The organism is Saccharopolyspora hattusasensis (assembly GCF_050972075.1).
In the GTDB taxonomy this organism is placed as follows: domain Bacteria; phylum Actinomycetota; class Actinomycetes; order Mycobacteriales; family Pseudonocardiaceae; genus Saccharopolyspora; species Saccharopolyspora hattusasensis.
Genome location: NZ_JBPCDC010000001.1, coordinates 1,111,958 through 1,125,355 on the forward strand (window position 1 = coordinate 1,111,958; position 13,398 = coordinate 1,125,355).

Here is a 13,398-nt window from a genome sequence, read left to right on the forward strand (position 1 = left end):
GCAACAACGGCCGAAGCTTTAGTCACAGTTGGCCGTCCCCTTCTGCTTGCGCCTGCAGTTCGGCCCGCACCATTGCTTCCTGCTCGCTCAACTGGGTCGTCTTCTCGGCGAAGACGTGCGAGAACAATGTCATCGGGTCCGGGCTAGGCGGGTGGTCGTGGCGCTCGCGCAGGTCTGCCGCGAAGTCGTCGGCCGAGCGCGCCGCTGCCTCGACGTCGGCGTCGTCGAGAACGCCCATGTCTCGCAAGGATCGTTCCAGCACCAGGACCGGGTCGTGCCCGCGCCACCGGTCGACCTCCGAAGGATCGCGATACCGGCTGTCATCGTCGGAGTTGGTGTGCGGATCGATGCGGTAGGTCATCGCCTCCACCAGGGTAGGTCCGCCGCCGTGCCGAGCGCGTTCCACGGCTTCGGCTAGAACCTGGTGTACGGCGACCACGTCGTTGCCGTCGACAAGACGTCCCGGCAGCCCGAAGCCGACCGCTTTGTCGGCCAGCGCCAGTGCGGCGCTCTGCTTGGCCAGCGGGACGGAGATGGCGAACCTGTTGTTCTGCACCAGGAAGACCACCGGCGCCCGCAAAACCGCAGCGAAGTTGACCGCCTCGTAGAAGTCACCTTCGCTTGTGCCGCCGTCCCCCACCATCGCGAGGGCAACGGTGTCCTCGCCTTTCAACCGAGCGGCCCGCGCGAGCCCGACAGCGTGCGGAAGCTGGGTAGCAAGCGGTGTGGTCAGCGGGGCAACCCGATGCGCGTAGGGATCGTATCCGTGGTGCCAGTCCCCACGCATCACTGCCAACGCCTCAACGGGGTCAACGCCTCGGACAATTGCGGCGAGCGTGTCGCGGTAGGTGGGGAAAAGCCAGTCCTGCGGTGACAAGGCGCGGGCGGCCGCGACCTCACACGCCTCTTGCCCGGTGGTTGATGGGTAAACGGCGAGTCTTCCCTGCTTCGCCAACGCCGTTGCCTGCAGGTTGTAGCGTCGACCCCGCACAACATCCCGGTACAGGGTCCGCAAGAGCTCGTCGTCGATGTCAGCGGCCTTGGCCGTTCCAAGGACCTGGAACGGCTCCCGTTCAGGAAGTAGTGCGGCAGGGTCGATCTGTGGCGACTGCACCGGCGTTGAGACGGTGACATCGACTTTCTCAACAGTAGTGGTCATGCTGGACTCATCACCGTGTCATCGATGAACTCGCCGACCGGAAGCCGTGGTCGCACCAACTGCGGGACGGCCTCGATTGGCCGGTTCTTCCCCAGCGACTCATGTGCCGCGACGAACTCGTTGCTGCATTGCGCCGCAGCGCAGCCGATTTCGCCGCCGAGTATCACGGCGGCCATGATCTCTGCGAGCTTCTTGGCCTTTCCCGCACCATAGCAGTCCACTATGGAAAGCGTTGAGCGGAAAGCGGGAAGCCCAGTTCCGCCACCAACAGTCCCCACGATGAGGGTCGGCAGGGTTATGGACACCTCGAGATCACCGGACGGCAGGAACTGGCAGTCCACCACTCCTTGTGAACATTCACCAAGGTAAGCCATGTCCTGCCCGAAGGCCTGGAACAGCGCGGCCATGCCGTTGACCGCATGGATATTGAGGGAAGGACTTCCGTGCAGGGCCAGTGCATTCTTGTAGTTCCGGATGTACCTGGCCAGTTGATCCAGACCAACTCGGGTCATCGTCCGCACCACTTCCTCTTTCAGGACGGTGCGGGCAATGACCTTCTTCCCCTTCTTGCGGGCAGGGATGTTCTTCTTGTCCTCCGGGTACGGCACGAATTCCTCGCGCACCAGACCGCTGTTTTTCTTGACATAATTGGACACTAGGCTCACGGCCTTGCTGACCATGTTGCTACCCATCGCGTCACCCGTGGTGCACCGCAGCGACAAGATGACGGAAGTACCCGCACAATCATAGGAAATTTCCGCCACCCCGAGATGACGACTGCTGCCGGCCGCTATCTCGCGAATAACGTCCTCGCGTTCCCGGCACCACTCGATGAGCCGCGCCGAGGCATCGAGGGAATCCGTGGTGAGCTGGGTGGCACGCAAGAAATAGTCGTCATACACCAGGGTCTCGCAACCTCCCGACCGGTTCATCACCTTAGCTCCGCGCGAATACGATGCGAGCAGGGTGCCCTCGAGGGTGGCCATTGGGACCGCGAAGGTTCCTCGCGCTTCCCTACCCCGGATTTCGAGGGGACCGCACAGTCCGAGTGGAATGGGAACCGCACCTACGAAGTTTTCGATGTTGCCCCGAACATCCGATTCCGCAAGGTCACTTCTCAACGGCTCGTAGGATTCGCCGGTCCCTTCGAGCAATTGCTTGATCAAACCAATGCGCTCATCGGAGCTGTGGCGCGAAATTACGATGTCCACAGCCGACTCTCCGGACGGATGGACGTGGTCGGCCGCCTGGCGCTCTTCGCATCGTTGCATTTCGGTGCCGGCGTCGATGCGCGTCTGGGTCTCGAAGTCTGGACGGATGATATCGAACAAGGTGACCGCTCCCACTCGTGCACCTATGGCCAACAACAACGGATTCGCCACCGTCTCGACGGGCTCGAGGGTTTCGGCGTCGAGCGCCTCGAAGTAGTCGAGTTCAACGTCACCTGATAGGACTTCCACCGCTATCGCTGCCAGTGCGCGCTCACGCAGAACGGCAGCATCGGTTGCTCCGTTGCTCAGCGAGTCGGCAGCGGCGCGCAGCGCGCGGTACAGCGCAACAGCCTGCGGCCGATGGTCACCCAGGCGCAGGTTGCGGCTCGACATCGCCAAACCGTCGGACTCTCGTGCTGTCGGCAACACCTTGACCGACGCCGCAAGGTTCAGGTCTCGAACCATGCGCTCCGCCGCAACCCACTCCGGCAGGTCCTTCTCCTCGAAGAACACGACGTCCGGTTCAACGATGTCGAACAGCTTCGTGGCGATCGTGCACTTCCCCGGAAACTGGCAGTCCTTGGTCAGCCCCGTGCGCCGAATCACCTCGACCAGCGGCACGCCCAGGCCAACGGCCGTGGCCAACTTGTCCGGGGAGATCTCCGCCGCTTCCGGAGCGAACAACACATCCACACCTAGTCGGGCCGCGATCTCGGCATCACGCTGCTCGTCGCGGGGATAGTCCTCGAAGCCGCCTTCGTCGCTGAACTGAGCCGGGTCGGCGAAAGCGGACACCACCACGACGTCACACTCTCGTCGCGCCGCGTTCATTAAGGATTCATGACCCCCGTGTAATGCGCCCTTCGTAGGGACGAGACCAATGTTTCGTCCGCGCAGGCGCATTTCCCTTGCGTAGTCGCGAATCTCGGCTACCGTTCGGACTATCTTCATGACCAAGGCTCGTCTCCGTATCGCCCGATGCCGGCTAAAATCCGTCGCCGCCATCCAGCTAGAGGGCGTCGACCAAAGTTCAGAAACCAAGGCACAGTCAGCGTTGGCTGCTTGCCCAGCGAGATGGGAGGTGCGAAAGATCAGCACTGTCCCTTCTGGTTGCGAGGGTTCCCTTTGTGAGGTTCCTCGCGAAGGAGGATGCCCCAACCGCCGCCCATTTGTCAGCGTCCCGGGATCCGAAAGTGGCCCACTCTGCCCGTAAATCCTGTAACGGTTGCCTGACCAGGCAGCCGGCAATGCTCCGATTACGTGCACGTAACGGCTCAGACAGCCCAGTGCGGAGAGCTTCAGGGCAACGGACGCCCAGCGTCGGTGATCCCGTACTCGGCCAGCACCTGCCGCTGGCCCTCCGCGGTGCCGCCGCCGTGGCTGCCCATCGCGGGCACCACGAACGGTTTCGCGCCGCAGCCGGTCAGGGCGTCGACGAGGGTGGCACCGAGGCGTTCGTCCTCGTTCAGATAGCGGGACGAACAAGACCGGGGCACCGCCCTGGTACTCGGCGGTGCCCCAACGTGCCCACGTCGGATTGCGGCTATTGCGGGGTTGCGACCATTGCGCCACCTCTTACCGATGACGTAGTTGATCCCCACAACCCGGCACGCTTCCCGGCTGCTCACACCGTTCACGCAAGATCAAAATAAGCGGGCCGCTCCCGGCCCAGCTTTTTGCGCCCCCGCGGCGGACGGTCGCGACGAATCTCTAAACCCATCGCTTCCCCGAAGTCCAGGCGTTGCGACACCCTGGAACCCAAGGACGTCCTGGCCCTTTACGGCCGAACGTTCGCCGTGTGCCCACCAACCGATCAGAGTAACGAAAACCTCCTACATATGTGCGCTTTCGTCACACCTAGTTGCCTAAATGGTACATATTTCACCGTCCTAACGGGCGCGCCACGTGACCTTGCTCCCTGACTTGCACGGAAGTCAATGGCTAAGTGGAAGTGACGACAAATGGAACTCTTCGCGCAAGGGCTTTTCGCCCCGGAATGCCCGGTGATCTTGGACAAACGGTGACGTCTTGGTGGTGGAGATGCGGCGGGACGGCAGCGCCGTCACTCGGGAAGATGCGGAAACGCGGGAACTGCACGCTATCAAAAGGGATGTCTCGTCCTCTCGCCAGGAGGCGGCGAGTACGGCATGATCGGTGCTGGTGGTCCCGGGAAACTGTCCGGTATCGATCAGCTCCTGACGGCGACAGTTGTCGATCGTCTGAACGCTGAATTCGCGAGCGCGGAGGTACAGAATGCGCAGGTTCGTTGACATCTCGGTGCCTCTGCGGGCGGGGATCGCCTCGGACCCTCCCGGAAACTGCCCGGAGATCGACTACCTGAACCACCAAGACACCGCGGCGGACATGGTCACCTACTTCCCCGGAGCACAGGTGGAAGACCTGCCGGATGGTGAGGGGTGGGCGGTAGAGCGCGTGCGGTTGTCCACGCACAACGGGACCCATTTGGACGCTCCGTACCACTACTCGGCGGTGATGAACGGCGGCGAACGCGCGATCACCGTTGACGAGGTGCCGCTGGAATGGTGTTTCCAGCCCGGGGTGAAGCTGGACTTCAGGAAGTTTCCAGACGGGTACGTCGTCTCCGCACTTGACGTCGAGGAGGAGCTCGAGCGCATTGGGCACGAGCTGGCACCCCTGGAGATCGTGGTGGTCAACACTTCCGCGGGGATGAAGTACGGCGCGAACGACTACGTGTCCTCCGGCTGCGGTATGGGCCGGGAGGCCACGTTGTACCTGCTGGAACGAGGCGTGCGACTGACCGGGACTGACGCGTGGAGCTGGGACGTGCCGTTCGTGCACACGGCCGCCAGGTACGCTGCCGAAGGCGATCCTTCAGTGATCTGGGAGGGACATCGGGTGGGGCGCCAGATCGGGTACTGCCACCTGGAGAAGCTGCACAACCTCGAGTCGTTGCCGTCCACCGGCTTCCTGGTCTCCTGCTTCCCGGTGAAGGTTCACGCCGCGTCGGCAGGGTGGACCCGGGCGGTCGCCATCTTCGAGCATTGATCACAAGCGACACGAGGAAGTCCAAGGGCCGCCGGTCGGCGACGAACCGTGCCCGGAAGGCATTGGAGGCCTCCGGGCATGGCTGATCTCCGGTCCATCGCCCCGGTTTTCGTCGCCCCGGGCTCGTCCGGTGTGGCGATACGCGAGCGGCTCAAAGACCTCCTCGTGCAGGACGAGAAGGTGCTACCGGTTCTTCCCAAGTGGTGATCGGTGTCATTACGAACGCCGATCACCTTGCTGCTTGGCATCTGGATACCCGTGGAAATCCGATCGGCAATCCGCGCCGCTTCTCCTTCGAATCATCCGGGCCGGCGGATCACCGCAAGCAGAGCACCCAAGACCGTTCGGGGTGTTAGCCTGAGCGGGAGTGAGTCCTGGCACCAGGACTCACTCCCGCTCAACGTTTAGGGAACGGTGTCGATGTCGGGTGTCACAACCCGTACATCGACACCCCAGCGGCGGGCCGACAGCGTCGATGACCCAGTGCGCCGCGGAGTGCGAGACCCCGAACACGGGACGATCTGACGCATGGTCGGATTCGTCCGCCAGTTGCATCGCGGAAGGCAGTTTATCCGCGCAGAGCCCGATGACCGCTCCGCATTGCAACGCCGGCTTCCTCACGACCGGCAGCGCTCGAACGCTACCCCGACCGCCGGAAGTCGAGTTGGACCGTGATGTCCATTCCTCCGATGTGGACACTAGGAGTGAGCAGTTCGAGGTGCTCCCCATCTCGGGAGAACCTGCAGTGGCGCACCAGGTCCCGTCCCGTCCAATTGGGGAAGGTGGAGAACTCGACGTGGTGGGTGATCACCATCTCGGATTCATCCACTGTGTACTTTCCGCTGTAGGAGATGTAGGAACCGTACGCCCTGGCCCATTCGTCCTGGGTGCCACCGTCGAGCGCCTCGGTGCCGAACGCCGGCCGGTCCACCGCGCTGAAAACCGCGTACATGGCGCCGTCCGCCTGGTAACACAACATCCCATGCCAGCCGTAGCACGGCGAGAACCACAGCTTCTTGCGCGAGATCGCGTCCACCTGGAACACGGCGAGATGATCCCATCTGCCAAGTAATGACTCGCGCACGCCGATCGTGCTCATGCGGACCCGACGGTGAGGCTGTCGGAGTGCTGGTGCACGATGTGCCAGCCCGTGCCGTCGTGCCGGGCAGTGAGCGTCAGCCTCCGGGTGGACTCCGGTCCGCCGTCTCTGGGTTGGAAGCGTTCCAGCCGCACCGAGCACATCACTCCCGCGCTGCCGAACTCCGCGACGACGTCCTGGTGCAGCACCGCGGGGCCGGCGCTGACCATCGCCGAAACGGCGTTCATCCGTTCCTGAACGGCGGACCATCCCACCAGCGTTCCGCCGAACGCTCCCATGAGACACACGTCGTCGTCCTTTGCCCAGAGTTCCTGGTACGGCGCGGGATCACCGGATGCGAACGCCTCGGCCGCGGCCGAGATCCGCTGGCTGAACCGTGTCCAGTCGTTTTCTGGCCGTGGGGTCACACCAGGCTCCTTTGGGGGGTTTGCGCCGGGTCGCGCGGCGTGGGCAGCTCGTGCTCCTCACCCGAGGACAACAGGTACTCGATGACATCGTTGATCGTCGGACAGGTGATGAGCAGAGACGGAGGCAGCCTGCGCTCCAGCGCGGTGCCGAGCCTCCTCGCGAGAGCCGTCGACATGACCGAGTCCATTCCGTAGTCGCCGAAGGGCGTGTCGGGGGCAATCTCCTCCGCGGCCATGCCGAGCTCGGTCCCGACCTGCTTGCGCACGAACGCGAGTACCGCCCGCCTGCGTTCCTCCGGGCTCACCGTGGCCATCAGCAGCTGCTCGTCCGATCTCGTCGGCGCAGCGCCATCTGCCTCGGTGGAAAGCTCGCTCAGCACGGCACGCCGAATGCTCGGATCACCTGTCGGCACCACCGGCAACACCGCCACGTACGCACCCGCACGTCGAGCGCTGCCCTGCCAAGCCGCGAACGCCTCGTCGGTAGTGAGGGTGCCGATGCCCTGTGCGGCGAGCTCCGCGTCGACATAGCGGTTGTCCCCCATTCCCATTCCCTGCCAGGACGTCCACGCCCAGCTGGTCGTTCCCTGGCAGCCCTTTGCCCGGCGCAGCTGGGCGAGCCCGTCGAGGAATGAGTTGGCCGCGGCGTAGGTGGCCTGTCCCGGCAGGCCCAGCAGTTGCCCGCAGGACGAGAACAGCGCGAAGAAGTCGAGAGTTCCCGGCGGGAAGAGTTCGTGCAACACCCACGCCCCGCGGGCCTTGGGGCTCAGCACGGTGCGCACCGATTCCCCGTCGACGTCGACCGCCATACGACTGTCCAGAACTCCGGCGGCGTGCACGACACCATGGATCTCCGGGAAACCCAGAGCGTCCACCGACAGCGCCGAGGACACCGCGGCGACGTCGGCGATATCGCAGGCCACCACGCGCACGACGGCCCCGAGAGCCTCCAGCGCCCGCACGGCACGCACCCTCTCCTCGGTGGTCTTGTCCCATGCCTCGTCCCACCGCGACCGCGGCGGCAGCGGGGTTCGCGTGATGAGCACCAGCCTGCGTGCTCCCCGGCCGACGAGCCAGCGCGCGGTCGCCACGCCGAGCGCGCCGAGCCCACCGGTCACGAGGTAGCTCGCGTCCGGACGGCACACCAGGTCGTCGTCGCGTCGGGACTCCGGCTCGAACGGCACCAGCCTCGGCACGGTCCAGGATTTCGCGTGGTGCGCGAGCACGCTCTCGCCCGGCTTCGCGCTCAGCGCCAGCGCGACATCCGGAGCGGCAGCGCCGCCATGCTGCTGCCGCACGTCTAGAACTCCACCCCACAGCTCCGGGTGCTCACCCTCGAGCACCCGGCCCAGCCCCCACAGGGGCAGCTGTGCGGGCGCGGACTCAGCGCCGCTGTCGCGAACTCCATCGGTGAGGAACCACAGCCGCGCACCGGGCACGTTCGCCGTCTTCAGCCCACTGAGCACCTTCAGCGCGGTGGTGATCGACTGCTGGGCGGCTTCGACCGGTCCGTTGCCCGCGGTCGAAGCAGGCACAATCACGGCAGGACGCGGCCCCGCTGCGGGCAACGCGCGGTCGAGTTCCACAACGTCGTGCACCCGGGCGCAGCGCACGCGCAGCACCGCTGCGACCTCCTCCACCAGTGCCACGGCCTCGGCGGAGCCACCGATCAGCACCACGCCGGTGGGCGGAGTTCCCTCGGTGAGCGCCGCAGGCCGCCACACGACCTGGTGCACGGGCTCCACGTCCTGTGCGCCTGCCGAAGCGGGCGCGGAGCGAAACCGCACGTCCTCCAGTTCTGCGATGATCCTGCCGCCCGCGGTGGCGATGTGGATGGTCGTGGTTGCGTCCTCGGTACCTGGCCAGGTCAGCACCACAATCGAGGCGAGCGGGTTGCCGACTACGGCTACTCGCCCGATGTCCGTGCACGTACTACCTGGCGGGCAAGCGAGACTGAGCGCCGCATCGAGTGCTGCCGCCCACGTCGGCCTGGTGTCCTGCGCGACGGTCACCAACGCCACGGCCGTGTCGCCGGTCCTTTCGACGTGGTGGGCGGTCCATGGGAAGTTCTCGCCTCGCACCGTGGGTTCGCCCTGGTCTGGCAGGAGATCCGATGGCACGAAAGCGTTGCGCGGCGTCAACGGCCGCCGGCACAACGTCGCCTCCAAGTGCGGTGCACCCGACTCGTGACCGGCGTCGTCGCTCCACGACGACAACCTGAGCTGGCCCTCCTGCACGGTGACCTGGACCGTGCGACCCGACACCGGCAGCGCCAGGCCGAACCTCATGTCTTCGGCGGCCGCGGTGCCCCCCGCGGCCAGCGCGGTCGCCACGAGCACCGAAACCGGAATGTCCGATGTCGACGGCATGCAGGGCGTCGTCGAGTCGTCGAGGTAGGTCGTCCACATGTCGACCGAGGTGCGCGCGTGCACCCGCACCGATGCTCCGAGCAGATGTCCTGCCGCCGGATCATGCAACGCGGCGTGCGGAACCTGATGACCTGTCCGCGGCCGGTACGCGCGGTGCTGCCACGCCGTCGCCGGCAACGTCAGGGCTCGGCCCGCCGCGAGCGTGCGCCAGTCGACCTCGGCGCCGTCGCAGTGCATCGCCGCGAGTCCGAACAGCAGCGATCGCTCGCCGTCCCGGTGCCTGCGCAGAGTTCCAGTGGCGAAGGCGACATGGCCGCCGAGCGAGGACACCTCGTCCACGGAGTGCGTCACGACGGGGTGCGGAGAAATCTCCAGGAACCGGGTGTGCCCGTCCTCCAGCGCTGCCGTCACCGCCTCGCTGAAGTGGACCGCGTTGCGGAGGTTCGCCGCCCAGTAGCTCGCGGACCTCTCCCTCGGTGTCCTCGTGTCCGGGAACGCCGTGCTGTACAAAGGGATCGCCGGTTCGCTCACCCGCAGCCCGGTGAGCGCGGCGACCAGCGGCTCGACCAGCGAGTCCATGTGCGCGCTGTGGAACGCGACGTCCGAGGACACCTCGCGCACCGTCAGCCCTTCCGCTCGCCAGCGCTCAGCCAGCTCTACGACGGCGTCTAGGCCCCCGGACACGACCGTCGACGCGGGCGAGGTGTGCACCGCGACTTCCACGCCGGCAGGCAGCATCGGCGCGACCTCGTCGGCGGGCAGCGCGACCATGAGCATCCTGCCCTTGCCCGCCACCTCGCCGAGCAATCGCGATCGCCTGCACGCGAGTCTCGCCGCCTCGTCCAGGTCGAGCACCCGCGCGGCAACAGCGGCCGCGATTTCACCGACGGAATGCCCGATCACGGCAGCCGGCCGCTGCCCCCACGACTCCAGCACGGCCGCGAGACCCACCTGAACGGCGAAGATCATCGGCTGGATGACGTCGGTCCGGCTGAACTGCCCCGCTGCCAGCACCTCGGCAGGCGTCCAGCCCAGCTCATCGGAATACACCGGCGCAAGCCTGTCCAGAACTGCGGCGAACACAGGTTGCGAGTCGAGCAAGTCGCGGGCCATGCCGTCCCACTGGGAACCATGCCCGGAGAACACCCATACAGGCGCGGATTCGGGGCGGGCATCCGCGCGCACGACGTTCGTCGCGCTGTCGCCTTCGGACAGTGCGCGCAAGGCGCTGACGACGTCCTCCCGGCTCCGTGCGACCACTGCGGCCCGGCACCGCTGCCGCGCCCGCCGCAGCGCCAGGGTGTGCGCAACGTCGGCGAGACCGGTCGATGACTCGGCGGCCAGGTGGTCCGCCAGCGCGCGCGCCTGGTCTCGCAGCGCCTGCTCCGACGCAGCGGAGAGCACGAACGCGCGTTCGGCGTCGGGTTCGGAGTCTCCTCGCGGAGCGGGATCGCCCTCCTGCAACACGACGTGGGCGATCGTGCCCCCGTAGCCGAAACTGGACACCCCGGCGCGCCGCACCCGATGGGGCTCGGCGGGCCACGGCGTCGGCTCGGTAACCACCCGGAGACCGTTGTCGTCCCAGTCGATGGCGGGACTCAACTTCGACAACCGGGTGGGGGGCAGCACGCCGTCGCGGAGCGCCCGCACCGTCTTGATCAGACCGACGATGCCGGAGGCGGCTTCGAGGTGTCCCACATTCGACTTGACCGAGCCGATCAGGCACTCGGCTCCCGGCTGCCTGCCTCGGCCGTACACCTCGGCGAGGGCGGCGGCTTCGACCTTGTCCCCCAGCCTGGTGCCGGTCCCGTGCGCCTCCACGTAGTCGACAGTTCCGGGATCGACACCCGCCGACGCGCAGGCCTTCCGGATCATGTCAGCCTGTGCATCCGCGCTGGGTTCCATGATCCCGTTAGTACGCCCGTCCTGCACCACCGCGCTGCCCAATAGCACGGCTCGCACGGGGTTTCCGGCCCTCCGGGCGTCGCTCACGCGTTGGAGCACCACCACCCCGCACCCCTCGCTGCGTCCGTACCCGTCGGCGTCGGCGTCGAAGGGCTTCGAACGCCCATCCGCCGCGATCGCACCGGCAAGCTGCAGCGACCTGGTCGGGCCCGGCGTCAAAGACAGACCGATCCCGCCGACGACAGCAAGATCACATTCACCGCGGCGCAAGCTCTCACAAGCGAGGTGCACCGCGACGAGAGACGCCGAGCACGCGGTGTCGACCGCGATACTCGAACCACGAAGGTCCAACGCATAGGACACCCGGTTCGCCGCACCGCATTGCGCGGCACCGATGCCGCTCCACGCCTCTACCCTGGGCAGGTCCTCGAGCACGCGCCTGCCGTGATCGGAGGGACCGATCCCCACGAAGACGCCGCCGTCGCCGCCGGCCAGGGAGGTGGGATCGATTCCGGCGTTCTCCAACGCCTCCCAGGCGACTTCCAGCATGATCCGGTGCTGTGGATCCATCTGAGCGGCTTCTCGCGGGGAGACTCCGAAGAACGCGGCATCGAAACCGAACGGATCGTCCAGGTAACCACCCATCCGCCAGGTGTCACGGACTGCACCGGTCCATTCGGGCGCGACTCTTTCATATTCAGACCACCGCGCCCGGGGAACTTCGGAAGAAACGTTGCCAAACGCATTCAACAATTCACGCAACGCGACCGAATCATTTATACCCGCCGGCAATCGACACGCCGTACCCACAACAGCCACAGCAGCGTCGCGCCGCACATCATTGCGCGTCATTAGAGCCCCTCGGTGATTCGATTTCGGAAATTCGAACGCGCCCCAGCATCGGCGACGGTAACGGGCTGGATAGTTGCACTGGCGGTAGAATGCGTGCGGCTATCTGCAAATCGTCTTTCATGACACTTTCTCCAAAGTGAACCACCGGTTGCCTGGGTGTCCGGTCAGCTATCTGAAGCCCGCGTTGCTCATGTGCGCGCCTGTGGGGATGGGAATCGTTCGGTGTGCTCGCGGGGCTTTTGACGGCAAACTGGACCGGATCGGACAAGGTCATCCGGCTGGCCAGGTCATCCAATGACCGCGGCCGACTCCCGCGAGTCAGCAGTGCGCTACAGCTTGAGACCGAGCCAGGCGGGGCGGGGTTCGTGCCCATGATGTTAGTGCACAGCTGAAGAATTCGGCGGGTGTCTGCCATCGTAGAATCTTGCGTGAAGACGTCGTCACAGTCAGCGGTCCACCACACCGCCGGCAGTGAATCCTCAGCTTGTTGTCCGGAAACCAGTGCTCGTGATCAAAACAAATTTCCTTTGAGTCCAACTCTCAGTAGAACTTCAGCAGAAATCCGTCTTGATCGCCGCCCGAATCTACCACCAGATATCCTGGTGATGTGTCAAGACCGGCGGCAACCTTGCCGTTTTCCGCGGTGGACCATGTTGTCATTCCTTCATGAAATAAATCTGCAGTCGCTGCCTTGCGAGCAAGTTGGTCAAGAAATGAAGAGCGAAACCCCCGCCGAACGAAGATGCCGCATCCTTCATGCTCAGTTCGCCGACCGGTCGCCACAGGGCGGCGCCCGGCATGGTCATCGCCCTCGAGACCGCTGGCGTGAAAGAGCTCTTCAGAGAGGTTCAACCGGCGCAGTGTGCGCTGACATCAGCCCCAGGCAGCAACGGTGCTGATCTGGGCCGCATGTCGTCCACGGACAGAGGTTTCGGCACGGGGCCTCCATGTGTTCAGTTCTTCTCGCCAGGCACCTGTCATTGATTCACTTGGACTATTCCAGCGCAATAGAACGTTCCGCTCGGCGGAACGGTGCCGCCGAGGTTCGCGCTGGCCCCGATGCCCTAGCAGGCGATGGACATCACGAGACCTCGGTCGCGGACCTAGCCCGCACCTCCGCCTGGCGTACTGACCTGGGAAGTCGGGGACGCGGCGAGCGGGTGGGCCGTCGAGGTTGATGTGGTACTGGAAGCGTTCGACCTTGCCGTTGGTCTGCGGCCGGTAGGCGCGGGAGCGCAGGTATGTGATCCCGGCGGCCTGATCCGGGAGGCCACGGCTACTACGAGGCCTCCCATCGTTCAAACGTGCACCTGGTTGACGCCAGCACCCGTCCTCGCAACCGGGTTCGACGCGATGACCAACGACCTCG

At 65.4% G+C, this 13,398-nt stretch carries 10 protein-coding genes; 2 read left to right on the plus strand and 8 right to left on the minus strand.

Annotated elements, in window-relative coordinates; all coding sequences use genetic code 11:
• Positions 1-22: 22 nt before the first annotated feature.
• The 4 genes from ACRXBZ_RS05195 to ACRXBZ_RS05210 form a co-directional block, all read right to left on the minus strand.
• Positions 23-1,159 carry a thiamine pyrophosphate-dependent dehydrogenase E1 component subunit alpha gene (locus ACRXBZ_RS05195; RefSeq protein ID WP_433878037.1) on the minus strand — a complete coding sequence of 379 codons (1,137 nt, stop codon included), beginning with the start codon at positions 1,157-1,159 and terminating at the stop codon, positions 23-25.
• Entirely contained in the window at positions 1,156-3,375 is a 2,220-nt protein-coding gene (gene panC, locus ACRXBZ_RS05200) for a pantoate--beta-alanine ligase (protein WP_433883801.1), read from the minus strand. Before panC ends, ACRXBZ_RS05195 begins: the two co-directional genes overlap by 4 nt.
• 293 nt (positions 3,376-3,668) lie before the next feature.
• The gene (locus ACRXBZ_RS05205; protein WP_433878038.1) at positions 3,669-3,866 is read right to left on the minus strand and encodes a hypothetical protein; all 198 of its coding nucleotides are present in this window, start codon (positions 3,864-3,866) and stop codon (positions 3,669-3,671) included.
• A 438-nt stretch (positions 3,867-4,304) separates the two neighbouring features.
• Positions 4,305-4,643, minus strand: a complete 339-nt coding sequence (locus ACRXBZ_RS05210; RefSeq protein ID WP_433878039.1) for a hypothetical protein — start codon at positions 4,641-4,643, stop codon at positions 4,305-4,307.
• Here ACRXBZ_RS05210 and ACRXBZ_RS05215 point away from each other — a divergent pair.
• Together ACRXBZ_RS05215 and ACRXBZ_RS05220 are read left to right on the plus strand one after the other, a co-directional pair.
• Complete coding sequence (locus ACRXBZ_RS05215) at positions 4,624-5,397, plus strand: cyclase family protein (protein WP_433878040.1); 774 nt, start codon at positions 4,624-4,626, stop codon at positions 5,395-5,397. The two genes, ACRXBZ_RS05210 and ACRXBZ_RS05215, sit on opposite strands and share 20 nt — an antisense overlap.
• A 78-nt stretch (positions 5,398-5,475) precedes the next feature.
• Positions 5,476-5,604, plus strand: a complete 129-nt coding sequence (locus tag ACRXBZ_RS05220) for a hypothetical protein (RefSeq protein WP_433878041.1) — start codon at positions 5,476-5,478, stop codon at positions 5,602-5,604.
• Between the two features lie 433 nt (positions 5,605-6,037).
• On the opposite strand, the gene ACRXBZ_RS05225 is transcribed toward ACRXBZ_RS05220, so the two are convergent.
• The 4 genes from ACRXBZ_RS05225 to ACRXBZ_RS05240 form a co-directional block, all read right to left on the minus strand.
• Positions 6,038-6,496 carry a lipocalin-like domain-containing protein gene (locus ACRXBZ_RS05225; protein ID WP_433878042.1) on the minus strand — a complete coding sequence of 153 codons (459 nt, stop codon included), beginning with the start codon at positions 6,494-6,496 and terminating at the stop codon, positions 6,038-6,040.
• Entirely contained in the window at positions 6,493-6,903 is a 411-nt protein-coding gene (locus tag ACRXBZ_RS05230) for a YybH family protein (protein ID WP_433878043.1), read from the minus strand. Before ACRXBZ_RS05230 ends, ACRXBZ_RS05225 begins: the two co-directional genes overlap by 4 nt.
• Positions 6,900-12,029, minus strand: a complete 5,130-nt coding sequence (locus ACRXBZ_RS05235) for a type I polyketide synthase (RefSeq protein WP_433878044.1) — start codon at positions 12,027-12,029, stop codon at positions 6,900-6,902. The genes ACRXBZ_RS05230 and ACRXBZ_RS05235 overlap by 4 nt, the downstream gene beginning before the upstream one ends.
• Positions 12,030-12,569: 540 nt before the next feature.
• Positions 12,570-12,881 (minus strand): hypothetical protein, encoded by a 312-nt coding sequence (locus ACRXBZ_RS05240; protein ID WP_433878045.1) that lies wholly within the window; start codon positions 12,879-12,881, stop codon positions 12,570-12,572.
• Between the last annotated feature and the right edge of the window lie 517 nt (positions 12,882-13,398).